At 69.4% G+C, this 18,803-nt stretch carries 14 protein-coding genes; 5 read left to right on the plus strand and 9 right to left on the minus strand.

Annotated elements, in window-relative coordinates:
• Positions 1 to 28: 28 nt before the first annotated feature.
• Positions 29 to 466: a group II truncated hemoglobin gene (locus LNW72_RS01565; protein WP_250973635.1), complete on the minus strand. Its 438-nt coding sequence runs from the start codon at positions 464 to 466 to the stop codon at positions 29 to 31.
• A gap of 207 nt (positions 467 to 673) precedes the next feature.
• Here LNW72_RS01565 and LNW72_RS01570 point away from each other — a divergent pair, with 207 nt between their 5' ends.
• On the plus strand, positions 674 to 1,780 hold the full coding sequence (locus LNW72_RS01570) for a winged helix DNA-binding domain-containing protein (RefSeq protein ID WP_250973636.1): 1,107 nt from the start codon (positions 674 to 676) through the stop codon (positions 1,778 to 1,780).
• Between the two features lie 163 nt (positions 1,781 to 1,943).
• Here the strand turns inward: LNW72_RS01570 and LNW72_RS01575 are convergent, their stop codons facing one another.
• The 3 genes from LNW72_RS01575 to LNW72_RS01585 all read right to left on the minus strand — a co-directional run bounded on the left by LNW72_RS01575 (position 1,944) and on the right by LNW72_RS01585 (position 7,071).
• Positions 1,944 to 2,162: a hypothetical protein gene (locus tag LNW72_RS01575; protein WP_250973637.1), complete on the minus strand. Its 219-nt coding sequence runs from the start codon at positions 2,160 to 2,162 to the stop codon at positions 1,944 to 1,946.
• A 169-nt stretch (positions 2,163 to 2,331) separates the two neighbouring features.
• The gene (locus LNW72_RS01580; protein ID WP_250973638.1) at positions 2,332 to 3,747 is read right to left on the minus strand and encodes an FAD-binding oxidoreductase; all 1,416 of its coding nucleotides are present in this window, start codon (positions 3,745 to 3,747) and stop codon (positions 2,332 to 2,334) included.
• Between the two features lie 72 nt (positions 3,748 to 3,819).
• Complete coding sequence (locus LNW72_RS01585) at positions 3,820 to 7,071, minus strand: BTAD domain-containing putative transcriptional regulator (RefSeq protein ID WP_250973639.1); 3,252 nt, start codon at positions 7,069 to 7,071, stop codon at positions 3,820 to 3,822.
• A 515-nt stretch (positions 7,072 to 7,586) separates the two neighbouring features.
• Here LNW72_RS01585 and LNW72_RS01590 point away from each other — a divergent pair.
• Positions 7,587 to 8,975, plus strand: a complete 1,389-nt coding sequence (locus tag LNW72_RS01590) for a hypothetical protein (RefSeq protein WP_250973640.1) — start codon at positions 7,587 to 7,589, stop codon at positions 8,973 to 8,975.
• Between the two features lie 390 nt (positions 8,976 to 9,365).
• Here LNW72_RS01590 and LNW72_RS01595 read toward each other — a convergent pair whose 3' ends face one another.
• A complete protein-coding gene (locus LNW72_RS01595; RefSeq protein ID WP_250973641.1) occupies positions 9,366 to 9,740 on the minus strand; it encodes a hypothetical protein in 375 nt (124 codons plus the stop codon).
• Positions 9,741 to 10,147: 407 nt separating this feature from the next.
• On the opposite strand from LNW72_RS01595, the gene LNW72_RS01600 reads away from it, so the two are divergent.
• Positions 10,148 to 11,164 carry an Lrp/AsnC family transcriptional regulator gene (locus tag LNW72_RS01600; RefSeq protein ID WP_250973642.1) on the plus strand — a complete coding sequence of 339 codons (1,017 nt, stop codon included), beginning with the start codon at positions 10,148 to 10,150 and terminating at the stop codon, positions 11,162 to 11,164.
• Positions 11,165 to 11,602: 438 nt separating this feature from the next.
• Here LNW72_RS01600 and LNW72_RS01605 read toward each other — a convergent pair whose 3' ends face one another.
• The 3 genes from LNW72_RS01605 to LNW72_RS01615 all read right to left on the minus strand — a co-directional run bounded on the left by LNW72_RS01605 (position 11,603) and on the right by LNW72_RS01615 (position 15,892).
• Entirely contained in the window at positions 11,603 to 12,445 is an 843-nt protein-coding gene (locus tag LNW72_RS01605; protein WP_250973643.1) for a hypothetical protein, read from the minus strand.
• Positions 12,446 to 13,086: 641 nt separating this feature from the next.
• The gene (locus tag LNW72_RS01610) at positions 13,087 to 14,310 is read right to left on the minus strand and encodes an erythromycin esterase family protein (RefSeq protein WP_250973644.1); all 1,224 of its coding nucleotides are present in this window, start codon (positions 14,308 to 14,310) and stop codon (positions 13,087 to 13,089) included.
• 658 nt (positions 14,311 to 14,968) lie between these two features.
• Entirely contained in the window at positions 14,969 to 15,892 is a 924-nt protein-coding gene (locus tag LNW72_RS01615) for an alpha/beta hydrolase (protein WP_250973645.1), read from the minus strand.
• A gap of 179 nt (positions 15,893 to 16,071) precedes the next feature.
• On the opposite strand from LNW72_RS01615, the gene LNW72_RS01620 reads away from it, so the two are divergent.
• Positions 16,072 to 16,962, plus strand: coding sequence for a helix-turn-helix transcriptional regulator (locus LNW72_RS01620; RefSeq protein WP_250973646.1), 891 nt, complete (start codon positions 16,072 to 16,074; stop codon positions 16,960 to 16,962).
• A 399-nt stretch (positions 16,963 to 17,361) separates the two neighbouring features.
• On the opposite strand, the gene LNW72_RS01625 is transcribed toward LNW72_RS01620, so the two are convergent.
• Complete coding sequence (locus LNW72_RS01625; protein WP_250973647.1) at positions 17,362 to 17,835, minus strand: hypothetical protein; 474 nt, start codon at positions 17,833 to 17,835, stop codon at positions 17,362 to 17,364.
• Positions 17,836 to 18,239: 404 nt separating this feature from the next.
• Here LNW72_RS01625 and LNW72_RS01630 point away from each other — a divergent pair, with 404 nt between their 5' ends.
• Positions 18,240 to 18,800 carry an NUDIX hydrolase gene (locus tag LNW72_RS01630; protein WP_250973648.1) on the plus strand — a complete coding sequence of 187 codons (561 nt, stop codon included), beginning with the start codon at positions 18,240 to 18,242 and terminating at the stop codon, positions 18,798 to 18,800.
• The last annotated feature ends 3 nt before the right edge of the window (positions 18,801 to 18,803 follow it).

Raw genomic sequence — 18,803 nt, forward strand, 5'->3', positions numbered from 1 at the left:
TCCGTCGGAGCCGGATCGGCGTGCGGATTCACCACTTCCAGCGGCCGAGCTCCGGATGGGGTGCGTCGAGCATCGGTGAGTCGTCCTTCAGGGACACCTTTCTGGTGAACCCGGCGGCCTTCTCGATCTGGGCCACGAAGGCGGTACGGAACCGCTCGTCGTCCGGCAGGCCTACGGCGTCCGCGGACGCGAGCATGTGCCGGACGAAGCTCTCGCTCTGCTCCTCGGTGATGCGCATGCCCAGATGGGCCTTCATCAGACTGAGGAAGCCACCGAGTTCGTCGGTGTAGCGCGCGGGCCCGCCGAGCATCTCGCAGAAGAAGGCGGCCAGATGGTCGGCGTGGTCCGGCGATCCGGCGATGAACAACGGTCCCACCAGGGGGTCCCGCTGTATCGAGGCGTGGAAATGCTCGGCGAAACGTAGCAGCGCCTGCTCGCCGCCGACATGCTCGTACATGGTGGTCATACGTCAGCCCTCCCGTACACCGCGCTCCGGCAGCCGGACGCTACCGGGGGCCGGGAGACAGGGGCTGCTCAAATGTGTGCATCGGGCTCCGGGGTTCCGGGACCGGGCGTCGGGCCCGGGCTCGCGCACTCCGGCAGGTTCCGTGCACCGGTAGGCGACGCGTGATTAGCTGACATCGACCGCTGCACCACGAACGGGAGGGCGACCATGGGCGACACCGTCAGCCGACGGGTACTCAACCGGACCGCGCTGGAGCGGCAGCTGCTGCTGCGCCGTGACAAGCGGCCGGTGGCGGAGGCGGTGGAGCAGCTGGTGGCCTTGCAGGCGCAGACCCCCAACGCCCCGTACGTCGGCCTGTGGAGCCGTCTGGAGGACTTCAGCAAGGACTCGCTCAGCGCGCTCATGGAGGACCGCGCGGTGGTCCGCGCGAGCATGCTGCGTGCCACCCTCCAGTTGGTCACCGCCCGGGACTTCCTCCGGCTCCGGCCTGCGCTGCAGCCCGCGCTGTCCAAAGCGATGCGCGGCTTCATGGGGAAACGCGCCGCCGACCTCGACCTCGACGCGCTGGTGGCGCAGGCGCGTGCCCTGCTCGCCGAGCGCCCCTACGGGTACACGGAGCTCGGCGAGGCGCTCCTCGAGGACCGCCCCGATCGTGACGCGTCGGCGCTGGCCTACATCACGCTGCGCTGCCACCTGCCCGTGGTCCAGAAGCCGCCCGGCGGGACCTGGGGATCGGGCTCCAGCGCCACGTACGTGAACGCGGCCGAGTGGCTCGGCTCCGAGCCCGTAGGCGACGACGCACCCGACGCGCTGGTCCTGCGCCACCTGGCGGCCTTCGGCCCGGGTACGGCCAAGGACGTCCAGACCTGGTCGGGGCTGACGGGGGTGGCCTCGGTGTTCAAGCGCCTCCGCCCCCAACTGCGCGTCCTGCGCGCGGAGGACGGCACCGAGCTGTTCGACCTTGCGGACGCGCGGCTCGCCGACGGCGACTCCCCGGCCGAACCCAGGTTCCTCCCCGAGTGGGACAACCTGTTGCTGTCCCACGCCGACCGCACCCGGATCATCGCCGATGAGGACCGCCCGAAGGTCTTCCGGCCGGGCGCCCGGGTGCTCCCCACCGTCCTGGTCGACGGCTTCGTGCAGGGCGTGTGGAACATCAAGCGCGCGCGTTCGAAGGCCCGGCTCACGGTCGAGCTCTTCGGCAGTACCCCCAAGCGGGAGCGGGACGCGATCGCCCGCGAGGGTGAGCGGCTGGTGGCCTTCGCCGCCGAGGGCGACGAGGCCACGGTCGACGTCGTCGTGGCCGGCGGCTGACCTCGGCGTCGTCGGCCCGGGAAGCCAGCCGGACTCTCGGCGCGGATTGTCGCGATTGGTGTGGCCCGCTACGGTGCCTGCCCCGGACATGACGCGACGGCTCCCGCCGCCCGTTGCACCCTCTGGCGCGGATGTCACTGTGAGCTGCGGCCGCGGTCCTGCGTCAGTCTTCGACGACGCCGAAAAGCGCGACGCCGAAGGCGCGCATCCCTGCCGGGCAGTACACCACGCCCCGGCGAAAGCCGGTCCCGTACGGGAACCCGCTGCTTGAACTGCCGTAGAAGGACTGCGTCACGTACTGGATGGGCTGGGAGGCGGGTACATCGGCCGACGCGGGCGCGGCGGCCCAGGTTAACCCGGCACCGACGATGCCTGTTGTCACGGCGGCTGCCGCACACATGGTGGTCTGTTCGATGGTGGATGGTGCGTGTCGTACGCGTGCGGTCCGCGCACGTCGAACTGTCGGTCGCCACAGGCCCGGCCGGGAGGTGATGTGTCGCGCAATCCGGCCGGGGCGGCGTCCCGTCAGGGTCGGCCTGACGGGACAGAGGTCACCCTGAGGAGACTGAGGGGACGACGTTCTGGTTCAGCCTGAACAGGTTGGCCGGGTCGTAGCGGTTCTTCAGCTCGACCAGTCGCCGGTAGGTGTCCGGCGGGTAGGACGCCCGGACCAGGGACGGGTCCGACTCGCCGGTGAAGTTCACGTAGGCGCCGGCATCCGGTCCGAGCGCGGCGGTCAGCTGCCGTGCCCAGTCGACGACCTTGCCGAAACCGTCGGCGTCCGTTGTGCGGGCGATGACGTTGACGATGAACTCCTGGTCGCGCAGCGCGTAGGCCGTCTCCGACGCGGGCACCCTGCCCACCGCACCGCCGAGGTGCTGCAGGTGGATTTCGGTGAGCGGATTGGGCAGCGCCGCGAAGAAGTCCCGCAGGACGCGCAAGGCATCGTCGTCGACCGTACGAAGGAGCGCCGAGCGGAAGTAGTTGTGGATCCCCCGCGGGTAGAGCGGGTCGAGGGCCTGCTGCCATCCCGCGTACGGGTGGGGCGCGAACACGTCGGCGATGACGGTGCCCAGGGAGCGGAAGGGCGCGGTGGCCGCTTCGCCGGCGTCAAGGTCGCCGGACCAGCAGCCGCCGACCCCGATGACCGGCGTGCCGTGGACGGACGCGGGCAGGAAGGGCACGGGCGGGGCGGTGGTCAGGTTGACCAGCGTGGTCAGTTCGTCAGGAGCCGACGCGCACGCCGCACGGTACCCGGCCAGTACCTGCTGGGCTTCTTCGGCCGGGTAGAAGACCAGGCCGGACAGGACCGTCGCGCCGATCTCATGGAGCTGGAACTCGAAGGAGGTCACCACCCCGAAGTTGCCGCCTCCACCGCGCAGACCCCAGAACAGTTCGGCGTTCTCCCGCTCGCTCGCCCGCACGAACTGACCGTCAGCGGTGACGACGTCGGCTCCGACGAGGTTGTCGCAGGCCAGTCCGTACTTGCGCATGAGCCAGCCGATGCCACCGCCGGTGGTGAAACCGGCGATGCCCGTCGACGACACCAGACCACCGGTCACCGCGAGCCCGAACTGCTGGGTCTCCGCGTCCAGGTCCTTCCACGTGCATCCCGCTTGCGCGGTCACGGTGCGGGACTCCGGATGGACCTGGACTCCCGTCATCGGGGAGAGGTCCAGCACGATGCCGCCGTCGAGAGTGGAGAACCCGGGGATGGAATGGCCCCCTCCGCGTACCGCGAGCGGCTGCCCCTCACTGCGGGCGAAGTCGATCGTGCGGATCACGTCGGCCACACCCGCGCACCGGGCGATGACCGCCGGACGCCGGTCATGCGCCCCGTTCCAGACACTGCGGGCCTGGTCGTACTCCGCCTCACCCGGCAGCACCGCGGTGCCGCGCAGGCCTGCGGTGAACTCGGCAAGCGTGGCGTCCCCGATAGGGCTTGCCGCGTTCTGGGTCGTGGTCATGATTCCTCCCATGGGCCGTCGTATCGAGAACCGACCCTAGGGACCCCGCCCCAACGAGAACTCAACACGATCTCAACGTGCGGCCGCCCGTGCGTCGCCGCCCGCACCGCCGTCACGGAGCGTGGCCAAATGGCGACCGGCGATGACGCACCGCATACGATCAAGAATGCTTGCCGCCGCAGCGGTCTCGCGGGCGGCTCGACGGTGGTCCTCCAGCTCGGTGGAGAGTTCGGCCATGGCCAACTTCAGCCATCCGGCGAACCGTGGCCACGGGGCGAACCTCTCCGCGGCCCGTCGGTACAACTCACGCGCGGCCCGGGTCTCGCCGGACAGTAGTTCGATGGCCCCGAGCGCGGTCAGTGTCGCGCCGATGCCCACCACGTCACCCGCGGCCTCGAATCCGGACAGCGACCGCCGAACGCTGCCAAGGCCGTCGCCGATGTCACCCGCCATGGCCTGCAGCAGGCCCAGGCTGATGTCGGTCAGCAACTCCCCTCGACGATCGCCGATCGCGCTGCGGACATCCCGCGCCATCGACAGCGCCAGCCCCGCTTCCCGAAATGCACCCATGTCACGGTGAAGACAGCCGATCTGGTGCAGTGCCTGCGCCCTGGCCAGGTCATCGCCCAGGTCGGCGAACTGGTCGACGGCCTCGGCGACGAGGGAGAGGGCCGCCTGCTGATTTCCGGTCAGCCGGTGCGCGTAGCCCAGGGCGGCCTCCGCGTACCCCGTGGCCTGAACGACGCCCACACGCCGGCCCAGCAGCATGGTCTCTTCCATGTAGGGGACCAGTCGCCCGGCGATCGGGACGAGGAGCAAGCAGGGAGTGATCACGGGCAGAAAGGGGCGCGTGCCGGTATCAGCGTGGGCCAGCTCGATGAGGCAGGAGTCGAGATGCCGGACGGCCAGGGGGCCGTCCTCACGGAACAGCGCGCAATGGCCCAGCAGCCAGCTACCGGCGGCGGCATGCTCGGGCCGACCGCGTGCGATGCCCTCGGCCCGTACCTCGATGGCCATCCGTTCGGCTTCGTCCAGGTCGAAGGTGCTCCACACCAGCGTGGCCTCCGCGATCCGGGCCATCACCACCTCGTCGGGCTCGCCGATCCGGCGGACGATCGCCACCGCCTCCGCCCCCAGCGCCCGATGCCGGTCGGAGCGCCCTTGGCGACTGTCGAGCCCGGTCAGCCCGATCAGGGCGGCCGCACGGGGCCGAGTCGGTTCGGGTGCCATGGCCAACGCCCGCTCGAGCCACCGCGCGCCCTCGACGGCATGGCCGCGCAGGAACCAGAAGCGCCACAGATTGGCGGCCAGGCGCAAGGCGGTCTCGGCATCGTGCTTGCAGGCCCACCCCAGTGCTGCGCGCAGATTGTCATGCTCGCCGTCCAACAGTTTCGGCTCTTCTCTCACCACGCCTGCGGCCCGTTCGGGGTTGTGGGCCATGGCGAATGCAAGGAAGTACGCACCGTGGACGGCCGCCGACCGCTCCGCCTCTCCGGCGAGAACGAGCTTCTCGTGCGCGAACTGACGAACCGTTTCCAGCAGCCGGTAGCGGGTCGTGGCGGCCGTTCTCGCCGGTACCACCAAGGACTGCTCCACCAATCTGACCAGCAGCTCGAACACCCCCGTTCGTCCCAACGGAGGATCACCACACACCGCCTCAGCCGCCTCGAGGGTGAAACTGCCCGCGAACACCGAAAGCCTGCGCAACAGCACCTGCTCAGGTCCGGCGAGCAGGTTGTGGCTCCATTCCAAGGTGCCACGCAGCGTCTGGTGCCGGGTGATGGGTACGCCTCCCCCGCCGAGCAGCGACAGCACGTCACTCAACCGGTGGACGATCTCCGCCGGCTCGAGAGCGGCGGCTTTGGCCGCCGCCAGCTCCAACGCCAGTGGCATCCCGTCAAGCCGTCGGCACAGCTCGACCACCCCTGGCGCGTTGTCGGCGTCGAGCGCGAAACCGGGCCGCACCTGTGCCGCACGGTCGACGAAGAGGAGGACACTCGGCAGGTGTGCAAGCTGCTCCAAGCCGGCCGCGCGGTCCCAGTCGGGTGACGGAAGGGTCAACGAGGGAACGCGCAGCGTGTACTCGCCCTGCGCATGCAGCGGCTCACGGCTCGTCGCCAGCACGTCGACACCCGAGCATCCGGCGAGGATCGCACCGACCAGCCCGGCACAGGCGGCGAGCAGGTGTTCACAGTTGTCGAGCACGATCAGCAGCCGTCTGGAGCGCAGCTGGTCCACCAGCGCCCGCCCCCGATCCGCCACATCGGAGTCCAGCCCGAGCGCCTTGGCCACCGCGTCGGCGATCATCACCGGGTCAGCGACGGCCGTCAGATCAACGAACCACGCCCCGTCGGGGTACCTCGAACGCACTCGCCGCGCGGCTTGCACGGCGAGTCGTGTCTTGCCACTGCCACCGGCCCCGGTCAGCGTGAGCAGCCGGGCCTGCCGGGTCAGCCTCTCCACGTCGGCGATCTCACGCTCGCGCCCGACGAAACTGGTCAACGGGGCCGGCAGATGGCCGACCACCTCATCAGCGGTCGCAACATCGGCCGACCGAGGGCGCTCCGCCGCCGGCGCACCCGTCAACAGTTCGCGGAACAGCGCCACCGTCTGCGCATCCGGGTCGGTCCCGAACGCGTCCAGAAGGTCGTCGACCAATCGTTCGTACCGGGCCAGCGCCTCGGATCGTCGGCCCAGGCCTGCCAGCACCACCATCGTCGCGCGGACAGCCCCCTCGTGCACCGGATCGGCGTCCAGCGCCCGTGTCAGGAGGAGCAGCGCCTCCTCCGGTGCCGTCCGCGCCAGCGCGGTCGCCAACCTCACCGAGATCTCACGGGACGCCGTCCGCAACTGGTCCCGCCGCGTCGTCAACCAGTCCGCGTCCGGCAGATCAGGCAACAGATCCCCGGCATAGAGGTCGGCCGTGGCGCGCAATGTCGCCGCATCGTCCCCCGCCGACGCCTCCTGCACGGACTCCTCGAACCGCAACACGTCGACCTCGACCGGTCCAGCGACGTCCAGCACGACCTGCTCGTCCCGGATCGACAGCCGTCCGGGTTCCGCGGGCCCGCCGCCGGCGACCGCGCGGCGCGCCACGTACAGGGTCTGGTGCAGATTTCGGGCCGCGGCCGCCGGCTCCAGATCGGGCCACAGCTGGTCCAGGACGTGCTCGCGATGACAGCGCTGGCGCGGCGCCAGCGCCAGCATCGCCACCAGCGCCTTCGCCTTCCGCAACCGCCACGCCCTCGCCTCGATCATGACCCCGTCCACGGTCACGGCGAACGATCCGAGCAGCTGGATGCGCCAGCTCGGGCGCGTCGCCATCACGGCAGCAGCCCCGCCGAACCCCGCGCTGGACGGGTTTCCGAAGCCGAGAACGCATTGACCTCGTTGAGCACGGCCACCACCTCCGGAGTGTCCCCACGACTGACGACCCCATGCTCGCCCATCCATGCCACGCACAGGGGCGCCTCGCCCGACCCCGGGCCCCGGCCGACGGAATTACGCCGGACGTCGCAACGAGCCGGGTCGGGTCGGCCTGCCCGACCGGGAGGCCTGGCTCCACGTGCGGCAGCGTTCGACTGCACTGCCGATGGTGAGTAACGGCAGGCCGCCGCGCCTGCCCCTTGGAGCGTCATGAGCACCCTGCCCCCGACGCCCGCGCCGGGGCCTCACTCCGCCAGCGCGTCACCGGACGGTGATCCTCGCTGGGATCCGTCGGCATCGGAGTCATCCGAGCATGAGTCTGCATCATCGCCGCGCAAGGCGAACTCGAAGAACCTGTCCGCCTCATGCTCGGCCAATTGTCCCTTGCCGGACGGTGTGGAAGCATCCTGCCCATGCGATCGGGACGCACGTCATGGGACCGGAACTCCAACGACGCACTCAGGTCGCAGGTGGCACTGTTGGAGGAACAGGCGCTCAGCCTGTTCCAGCAGGGCCGCACGGCCGAGGCCGTGCCGCTGCAGGAACGGGCTGTCGAGCTTGTCCGCACGATCATCGACGCCCAGGCCGGGGCCACTCCCGACGACCTGGTGATGCTGGGCTCACTGCAGTACGGGCTGGGTTCGAGCCTGCGTGCGGTGGACCGTCCCGACGACGCACTGGCCGCGCTCGATGCTGCCGAGGAGGCCTATGGCGAGGTGCTCGGAACCGGCAGGCGAGACATGGTGCAGCGGATCACGGATGTGCAGGTGCGCCGCGCCAGGACGTTCCAGGAGCTGGGCCGGGTGACGGACTCCATCCTCGAAATGAACGGTGTGGTCCGGGCAGCGGTGCTGGCGGGTCCGGACGGCAACGTGTTCGAGTTCGAGCTGGGCCTCAGCCGGCTCCTGTACACCAACGCCCTGGTGCTGGGCCAGTACGGCGACCCGGATCTGATCCTGAGCTCGGCGGACACCGTGGTGCGGCTGATCACCTCGAACGGCCTGAAGGTCAACACACTCGAGGGCGATCGCGCTTACTACATCGATGTGCTGCGCAGCGCGGCCACTATCGCGATGCGCGAGCACGCCGGGCAGGGGCGCGCCGAGACAGCCGTGTCGGCCGGGCGGATCGCGGTCGACACCTGGGTCGAGGTCGAGCGGTCGAAGTTCCCGCAGCTGATCCGCGAGATGGGCGCGATACCGTCCATGTACCGCATCTCGATCGTCCGGGCTGCGGCGTACTACGGCAAGCTCACAGAGGCGCTCGGGCAGCAGGAACTGTCGGAGCGCTATCGCGACTTCGCGCGCAGCGTGGACGCCGACGTCGCCGGCCGGGCCGAGCAGAACTGGCTCGGGATCGGGATCGGGCCGATGACCATGAGCACGGCACTGCACCAGGCACGCGAGCTGCTCGGCGTCGGGCAGGTGTCGGACGAGGTCCTGCTGCTCGGCGGCCCGGACAACGCACGGAGCAGGTTCACCACCAACCAGCGCTGCCCGCAGTCGCAGTGGGCCGCCTCGGCCGGGGAACTGGCCCGGATCGTGGCACCACTGGAGCGGTATCCGCAGCTGGTGGCCGCGCTCGGGCTGGAGGCGCACCTCCTGTACGCGTCCTCACTGGCCGTAGCCGAGGACGTCACGGCGTGGCACGTGGCCAACTCACGTCATTGGATGTACCTGCTCCGGGATCTGGTCAGGGCGTTCGAGCAGGCAGGCGACCAAGCCATCTGCCAGGAGCTGAAGCGCTGGATGGACATCACTTGTGAGGTCATCAACCCCTTCCACGACCCCCACGGCCACTGACCGGAACCTCGAACTCCCGACGCGTGCCTACGGCGCCCAGGTGGCGCGCGGACCCTTCCACATCCCGCGTCGTGCGGCCTGGACAACCATCTCGAAGGAGCTGCTGGGGGTGCCACGGGGCTGCTCCCGCGATCTCCGATTACGGCGTGGCCGTCTCAGCCGTCGAACGTCAACGCGCCGCCCTGGCCGGGCAGGACGGCCACAGCGGCACCTTCGCGCGAGCCGGTGCTCCCACTCACGCGCTGGGGCGGCTGCGGCCGGCTGGAGGCAAGCAATCTGCGTGTCGCGATCGCGACCGCCCACGGTTTGGTTAAGGCCAGGGCGAGGCGGCGAAGCGGTCCCCGCCCAGGCGTACTGACGGGCCGTCATGTTGCTGTGGCAATAGGCGTATCAGCAGGTCATGGCCTCGATGTGCACCTTTTGGAGGGAGGCCACGCCCGAGGGGTAGCTGGCGAAGTCCAGGACCTGGGCTGGTCCGAAATACCATGTGGATTTGGTGCCGTTGGTCTTCTTGACGTCGACATAGCCGGCGTTGCAGCCGGTCGATATCATGCTGGTCCAGAACCCAGAGCTGGAAACGTCGTCGTCTCCGGTGTTCGTGTAGCAGATGACGCCGTGGTAGGTGGTGTGCTGGCGCAGGTAGCCGAAGGAGGTGCAGCCAGTTGATCCGGTGTGGGGCGTGACGGTCTGTGCTGTGGCACCCCCGGCCCCGACGAATACCAGTGCCCCAGCGACGAGTCCTGTCAGAACATGAAGAACCTTCACTTGCGTCTCTCCCTGTCGTCCTTCGGTGTTGCACGGAAGAAGTAGGCTTTTCGCTCCTCGCTGAGGGCGAACTGATCGCTGCAACGTCTGACGAAGCCTGGCACCGCTACGGGGTCCCGTCTGTCTGCGGTCGGGATCCGCCGTTCTCCAGGTGCTGTGCAGGCCGCGGGCCTGCGGTTCGTCGCACCGCAGGCCCGTGCCTGACCGCCGGTTGCGGCGCTGGAGGTGCCCCGGTCAGCCGATCAGGCTGGGGAACCAGATACGCGGTTCGATGATCATCGGTTGCTCCTTCCGTGGCTCGGTCCACCGACGTATGTCGGGGACGGCGGAGTGGATGACATCCATGCTGGGGGCGTCATCCCCGGGGCGGACGTCGCAGGGCGACGGAATGGGCGAAACTTGCCTTCATGACACGCACATCGGCGGATTCCGTACTGAGCCTCATGGATCAGCGGCTGGTGGCCGCGTTGCAGTGGGACGGCCGCCTCACCGCGGAGCGGGCGGCCCGCGTCCTCGGACTCAGCCCCGCCACCGTCCGCCGCCGCCTGCGCGCGCTCGACACCGATGGCGTCATGCGCGTGGTGATCTCACCGGTGGCGCGACCGCGCAACGGGGGCTCGGCCGGGGCCCTGTTCCTGCGCATCCGGGTCCTGCGGGGAAAGCTCGACACGATCGTCGCCGCGCTCGCGGCGCGCGAAGACATCCCCTTCATCGACGTCACCACCTCGGGTGACGAGATCTTCGCGATCGCCCGAACCGAACCGGGCTCACGCGACCCGTTGGTCTTCCGCCAGTTACCCTCTACTCAAGCGGTGACATCCCTGGAGAGTGCCACGATCCTGCACGTCTTCCGGCTCACCTCCGAGTGGCGTCACCAGGTGCTGACCGCGCCCGAACGCGCGGCGCTCAGCAAGGGTGAGCCGGCCCCCGGGGCGAGCCCTTCCGGTTCCCCGGGACCATATGGCGTCGACACCGATGGCGTGGAACAGTCCCTTATCGACGCCCTCATACCCGACGCGCGTCTGACCGCGGCGGCCCTCGCCGCACGCACCGGCCATCCGGAGACCACGGTACGCCGGCGCCTGACCCAACTGGCGGCCCAGGGCCGTCTGATCACCCAGGTCCTGGTCGATCCACGCCGCCTCGGGCTGCCCATCGACGCCAAACTCCTGCTGCACGTGCCCCCCGACCATCTGACCGCCGCCGGGCAGGCACTGGCCGACCATCCCTCGGTGCACGGCGCGTTCGCGACGTCGGGACCTGCCAACCTGCATGCCGCCGCGTACTTCCCGGACCTGACGAGCCTCTACGGCTTCCTCTCCCGCGACCTGGTCGGCCTGGGCATCACTCACGTCGAGACGGCCGTCGTCAGCCGTGCCGCCAAACGCCCCTCCGTGCCGGTCCGACCGGTCCCGTCGAGGTGAGCGCACCCCCTCTGACGGATCGGCAGCTCACTCCGGCGCCCCCCGCACACGGATCATCGCCACCCCCGCGGTCCGCCAAATCCCGCAACCCTGGCTCGACCAAGCCGCCCCCGGCGCGGTGATCGTGGCCCCGCTCAACGCCTCGTTCGGACACGAAGCCCTTCTGCACCTGACCGCCGACGGACACAGCGGCGGCGAGGGCCGCTTGATCACCGGTCTGGCGTTCATGACACCCGCGCCCAACGCGAACCCCGCTCCTCCACCGACCTCGGCTGACCGTCCCTGGCCGGCGCCCGGCCGCCCTGGGCCCAGTCAGGGCCGGCGCCGACACGCATCCGCGCGTTGCCACAAGCCTGTGGCGGTGATCCGGCGGGCCACCGGGCCGCCGATGGCCCCGCCCTCCGAAATGACGTTGGCGGCACCGAGGCGATGACGCGATCAGGCCCACCCCACCACCAGAGCCTCGCCGACGACCAGGCGTTCCTGCGTGTCGCATGAGTGCGGGAACCTCTGCGGCCTGAGCTGCAGACCGGCACCCGCGAGCGCTGCGACCACCCGCGCCGCGAGTTCCGTGCGCTCGATCTCCGGGATGGTGCTGAGGTTGAAGAACAGGTAGATCCCCGTGTCGTCGTCCGGGGAGACCACGACAGGCCCCTTCGGACCATCGCAGGGGATCCCCGCGCCGGTGATTGCTTGGATCACCCGGCTGTGCACCTCGGCCGCGATCTTCAGGTCGACTGCGCGTGCTGCGGTGCAGATCGCGGCGCAGAGTTCGGTAGCGGCCGGTATCGCCGCGCCGACCAGAAGGGTGAACGGCCCCATCATGACGGTGTCGGTTGCTGAGTCATACCGAAAGCTCCAGGAGTCGCGGGCCACGTCACGCGGCGCGCCGACCTCCCGAGCTCCAGCCTGTGGTCCGCCGCCCTTGCCGCGTGCCCAGTCCTCGAAGCGGGTCAGCCCGTCACGGACATGCTTGATGGCGGGCAGAGCGGCCTCGTAACGCTGTTGGGCCAGTTCAAGCGCATCGACGACGCCCGGACCCATTCCGAGAGCCTTCAGGGCGATCTGTTCGAGCTTCACCGCCGCAAGCAACTGGCGCAGCGCGACGATCAGCGTCCGTGCGTCGATCTGGCGAGAGCCGAACCAGCCGGTCGGCTGGTCATCGCTGTGCATACGCTGGACGGTCAGGACGACGGTGGCCTTCAGCAAGCCCGCCTCCGACACCGCGATCGCGTACGGGTTGTCTGCTGGTGACCGGTCATCCGGAAGGCTGTCGCTCATAGCGACAGTCTGAGGCCCCTCAACCAACGGCCGCTGCGACCATTCAACTAGAGCGTGTCCCTTTGGCTCCCGAGCGGCGGGCGTCGTACGAACCCGCCGAACGGCCCCCTGCCGCGCCGGCTCGCACAAGCGCGGGCGCCGGCCGGGAAAGACAACGGCAGCCTTCACCCGGGGCGGGACAACACAGGGCGTCCTGCGGGGTACCGGGGATGGCGTGAGGTCAAGTCGAAGCGTCTGGCGGGCGCCGGCTCACCCGTGATGCGGTGGGTGGAGCATCAGCGGCCGACGGACTCGATCTCGAATGCTGCCCGTCTCACCGTCAGGTCATGAGCACCTCGCCGCTGACGCATAGGCGACGCCCCAACATAGGAGCCCACCAGTCCCGCAGCCCGGCATGGTGATGAGAGTAGTCGGGAACGGCGCCCGCGATTCGGTCCGCCGGGCGCCGTCACCCCTAGGGCCTGTCGTCTGGATCTCCGCGGCGTCGCGGCGTCGCGGTGTCCAGCACGCACATCTGCCGCGTTGTCGTCGGTCGACGACGCTCCGCGTCGCCTCCCTCCTCCGCCTTGCAGCTGCACGCACCGGACACCGCTCCTTCCCCCACGGAGATCCAGACGACAGACCCTAGCTCCGGACCACGGTCACGGCTTCAGCTTGTCGGCTTCCCTGACTTCGTGCAGGTGGATGAGGACGTCGAAAGACTTGGCGATCGCGACATCGCGCGGTTCGGCGGGGAACTGGGTGCCGAGGCTGAGTGTGGGCCGGGCGATGTCGAGCCAGGCACGCGCGGGGGCCGGGGCATGCCGGACGTCAAGGTAGAAGTCCCGGTAGCGGACCTGGTCGAGGATGTACTCGTTCCTGCCGGGACCGGCGGCGCCTACGGTGAACTTCTTCCACTCGCCGCCGAGGGCCGCGTCCTTCGACAGGAAGGATCCCTGGTTGAAGGTGAAGCCGATCGCGAGATACTTGTTGGCCATGGTGTCGCGCAGGAATGAGCCCTGTGTCTTGGGATACATCGTGGCATCGCTGGCCGTGTAGCCGACGTGGTCGTTGTGTGCCGAGAGCAGCACCTTGGCGCCGGTCTTCTGCTGCCACCACGTGACGTTCTGGGCCATCACTTCGTCGCGGAAGCGCTGAGAGGTGGCCACCGAGTTGGGGTCGGTGACGTCCATCGTGAGGAACTTGGTGGTCTGGGCGATGGACCGGGCGTTCTGCTCCGCCCAGATGAAGGCCTCGGTGCCCGAGCCCTTCTGGCTGCTGACCAGTTCTAGGGCCTGCTGTGCCTTCGCGGCGAGCTGCTGGCGTTCCGTGAGCGGTTTGGCCAGGTAGGCGAAGACGTCGTCGATCGGGCGCAGGCCGGCGTAGAGCTCGTTGAGCCGGGGCAGCGCCGCTGGATGGTTGCGCTGCACGTAGCCGGTCACCCGGCCGAAGAACGCGTCGCTCAGTTGAGGGGCGCCGACGTCGTTGCCCATGAAGTGGACGGTGCGACTGGGGTGGCTGCGGTTGTACGCCCGCATCCACTCGATGAGGCTCAAGAACTCCTCACGTTCCCAGGGGGAGTTGCCCAGTGCCTGCCGGGTGATCTCACGGACGTCGCCGTTACCGGTCTGGAGATAGTCATCGATCTGGAGCCCTGAGGACCAGCTCATCTCGAGGGAGAAAGTGGTGAACCCCTTCTTTTCCACGAGGTAGCGGAAGACCCGCTCCTTCATGGTGAAGAACTCGTGGGATCCGTGAGTGGCCTCGCCGAGGCCGACCACCTTGGCGTCACCGATCATCGAGGCCAGCGGACGCAGGTCAGCGGTGTTCCCGCCGGGCTCCGTCGAGGCGAGCGGATGCGCCGCGCGCTCCAGCGCGCGAACCACGTTCGGCTTCCTCTGAACCGTGTCGGCGGGTGCCGCCTGCGCTGCCACGGGAATGAGCGACGCTCCTACCGCTGCCACTGCGGTGGCCAGCAATCCCCGACGGCCGATGCCTATCAAGCGTGTATCCATGTGCTGTGTTCCTCAGATTGTGTTTCGTGCGACGTGAAGATCCTTGCCTCGATTACGCGGCCAGGACAGGGAGCCAGCCTCCGAGGCGTTGCGGGGGGTAGCCCCCAGGTGTGCTGGGGGCCCGGGTGAGGTGGGGCTGCCCTCACCGTTGTCGAGCACAGCGCCGGCGACCAGCCATGAGGCCTCGGTCGGCGGTAGGGCGAGGGCTCGTTCGGCCGATGTACTGAGCCTGGCTGCCGGCCTGGACCGCCGACAGTGAGAGATCACCGCCCTCGGCGGGAGGCACCACCACCCTGCTGGGCGAGTTCGTCCGGCAGGACCTGAGCGGGTACGTCCTGCGGCGTGGCGTTGAGACAGCGCGTCAGCCCGCAACTGGGTGGACGCGGAGCAGAGGCCTGTGGGGTGAGCACCCCCGGTCTGCCGATGGGAGCCGTGCACGATGCGGCCTGCGGCAGGCGCCCGCGCGAACGGCTGCTGGGACACTTCGGATCCACCGAGCCGGTGCGCCGCGGTACTCGGGGCGGCCTGTCTAGTTGGCCTTGGCCAGGTGGGTCCCGAAGAAGTCGGTGAGCTTGGCGACCGCGGGGCCGACGTACTGCTCTTTGTCGTAGAGGTCGACGTGGCTGGCCCCGTCGATCCAGTGCAGTTCCTTGGGGTTGCGAGCGTTCTGGAACGCCTCCACCGCCATCCAGGAGGTCACCGCTTCGCTTCCGACGATCATCAGCAGCGGGCGGGGCTCGATCAGGTCGACGCAGCGGAAGGCGTCGAAGCCGGCCAGGCGATCGACGCTGGACCAGGTGAAGAACTTCGCCGAGCGTGAGTGCCGGGCGCGGTCGGTTCGGTAGTACTCGAAGCCCTCGAAGCCGTGCCGGCCGCCCAGGGCGCGGGCCTGCTCGGCGGCGTCGGGGAAGAGCGGGAAGCTCTGCACGCCCTCGCCGCGGGCTTCGGCGGTGCGCGCGGCCGCGGCCGCGTCGAGCATGCCCTGGATGACGGCGGGATCCTGGGCGCCGTCGGCGCCCAGGCGGAACTGACGGGCGATGTCGACGGCGCTTACCGTGCCAACAGCCTTGATGCGGTGGTCGGTGGCGGCGGCGGGAAGCACATACCCGCCGGAGGCACAGATGCCCAGCACCCCGATGCGGTCGGGGTCGACCTCGTCACAGGTGGTGAGGAACGAGACCGCGGCTTTGATGTCTTCCACCCGGTGGGCCGGGTCCTCCAGGCCGCGCGGGGTGCCCTCGCTCTCGCCCTGGTAGGCGGCGTCGAAGGCGAGGGTGACGAGGCCCTGCCCGGCCAGGCGCCGCGCATACAGGCCGGCGGCCTGCTCCTTCACGCCGCTGCCGGGATGACCCACCACGACGGCGGGGCGGGGGCCGCCGGCTTCGCCGTCGGGGGTGTAGAGGTGGCCGGCGATCTTCAGGCCGTCGCTGGGAAAGGTGACGTCCGTCTTCATAGTGGTGCTCTCCGGTCGTGGAGGGGGTCGGTTGGCCCGGGGCGGGATCCGGTGACGGCGTCGAGTCCGCCGGCCACCTCCACCACCGTCGCTCCGCCCGGTACGCGGTACCAGGGAGGGCGCTGCCTGTGCAGACCAGTACCAGGCACGCGGCCGCGACCTGGCGGACACTGGGAACCATGGACAACCCCGGCGATCCTCCAGGCGGCAACGCCCTGGGCGAATTCCTTCGCGCCCGCCGCGCCGCCCTGGACCCGCGGCGCGTCGGCCTGCCCGACGACGGCCGCCTGCGCCGGGTCCCGGGCCTGCGCCGGGAGGAACTGGCCCAGCTCGCACACATGAGCATCGACTACGTCGTACGGCTCGAACAGGGTAGGACCCGCCGGGTCTCCCGCCCGGTCCTCGACGCCCTCGCCGACGCCCTGCAACTCGCCCCGGACGAACGTGCGTATCTGTTCACCGTGGCCGACGTCACGCAGGCCTCCCCCGCCCGGCAGCCCGCCGGGCAGCAGGTCGACCCGCAACTGCAGCAGCTGCTCGACGGCATGCACGACATCCCCGCCATGGTCCTCAACCGCCGCATGGACGTTCTGGCCTGGAACCGAGGTGCGGCAGCCCTGCTGACCGACTTCGCCGCGCTGCCCGTATCCGAGCGCAACCTGATCCGGCTGACGTTCCTCGACGACACCTACCGGTCCCTGTACGCGGACTGGCCACGCGCCGCCCGCGAGTGCGTCGCGGTCCTGCGGATGGAGGCCGGGCGCAACCCCAACGACCGGGCGCTCACCGCCCTGGTCTGCGAACTCACCGTCCGGGACCCGGACTTCCGCACCTGGTGGGCAAGCCACCAGGTCCGCGGGCCCCGCCAGCTCACCAAGACCTACCGCCACCCGGTCATCGGCACCGTGACCCTCGACGTCCAGCAGTTCCGCGTCGACACACAGCCCGACCAGCAACTTGTCGCCTACACAGCCCCACCGGACTCCCCCTCCCAGGAATCACTGCGCTTCCTCCTCCAGTGGTCCGCCCAACCGGACGACCACACCACGAACCGAGGCCGCCGCGACTAGGGCCTCGCGGCCGCAGCGGCGTCCGGTGGTCAGTCGCGCCGGCTCGCGCCTAATTCGGTGGGGGGATGCAGGGGTTCTGCCACCATCATCGGATGGGTGCTTTGGACGCAGTGGCAGGCAGGGTTGCCGGCGGGGTCACCGTGGTGTTCCGGCCCAGCGGCACCTCGATGGTCCCGCTGATACGCAGTCGGCAGCAGGTGACCGTCGCTCCGGTCGACCCATCGAAGCTGGAGGTCGGCGACATCGGGCCGCCGAACTACGTGGGTGGCAGGAGGAGCGCGCCTTCGCGGGATCGATGACGCCGAGGGTCGGCCGTTGCTGCGGATAGTCCGCAGCGGCACTGGCTCGGTGGTGATCTGGCGGCGCGCGCATGCCGCGGCCGAAGCACAGGTCGGCACTTCACTGCTCATCGATAGGTGGCTGTCGGGCGAGGAACTCCTCGAACGCCGCCTTCTGCTTCGGATCCATGAAGCCTTGGCGGACATTGCGGGCCTGCTCCTCGAGCCAGTGCGCCTCGTCAGGGACAAGAAGCTCGGCGACCACCACCCCTCCACGAGCGACCGCTGTGCGCGTTCCCACGCGACGACGGAAGAGCGTGAACGCGCCGAATTCCTCTGGGTGAGCCAGTTCCGGCCCTTCCGCGTCGGCCCCGTTCTCGTCCCTGGCGTCGCTCGCCCGATAGGCAGTGGGGGCCCAATGCTCCCAGAGCGCCAACGTGGCTGCGGGCACCAGAACGGCGCGCTCGGCCTCTGCACGCCCCTCCCACATGAACGTGACGGTGACGGGCTCGCCGACAGCCTCGGCCAGCCCGAGTACCCTCTCCACCTCATCGTTGATCGGGTAAGCCGCAACGACATCCATCTCAATTCCCATGGTTCCAGAGGCTACTGGCACCCTCCGACATGTCAGGCGCGTTGCTCCTGCACCTCCTCGTCCACGGCGCGTAGCCGGTGATGTCACCGGGCGGAGCGCCTGTCCAGGACAAGAAGGGGTCACCCCGTTCGATCAGCCCAGCCCTCGGTGTCCGAGCAGGACTCGTAGGAGTAGCGCGCTTCGCGGGTCCACTCCTCCCCGGTGATGCGTTCGTATGCCTGGTCCGTGCCGCAGGAGTCTGACCGTCCTGCATACCGGGTCAGCTGTTTGCTGTTGCTGTGAGAAGGACGCGTTTGCGGAGGTCCGGCGGCTGTATGTCGGGGTGCAGGCCCGAGCGGCCGGTCGACCGACCGTGGTGAGGGCGCGCAGGTCAGCAACCGAACAGTCTCTGCGAGAGTGGTTGCATGGGCGAACTGGTGGAGCATGTTGACGGGCAGGACCGGGTCGTGGGTGTCATGGAGCGTGGGACAGCGGTCCGCGGGCGGCACCTGTACCGGATGTCCATGGTGATCCTCCGGGACTTCGAGGACCGGTATCTGGTGCATCGGCGTCCCGAGAACAGCCCACGATTTCCTGGGGAGTACAGCTGGATGATCGCGGGCGCCGTGGGCGTGGGCGAGTCCTATGAGGCCGCGGCACGCCGAGAACTCCTGGAGGAGATGGGGGTCGATGCCCCGGTGCGGTCCGTCTTCAAGTTTCTGTGTGACGGTCAGTTGAGCCCCTACTGGTTCGCGGTGCATGAAGCCGTCGTTGACCCTGCGACCATCGCGCCGTGCGAAGACGATGCTGCCTGGCACGGTTGGCTGACCGAAGCGGAACTGGTGAACGCCATGGCAGCCTGGACGTTCGTGTCGGACAGCCGCGACGCATTTACCCGGTACATGGCCCTGAAGGCGCAGGGGCGTCCCCAAGGACCGACCTCGAGCGGCAAGACCCATCGGCCACCGCCTCTCCCGGGGCGTTGACCG

Origin of the sequence: Streptomyces sp. RKAG293 (genome assembly GCF_023701745.1) — a bacterium.
Lineage (GTDB): Bacteria > Actinomycetota > Actinomycetes > Streptomycetales > Streptomycetaceae > Actinacidiphila.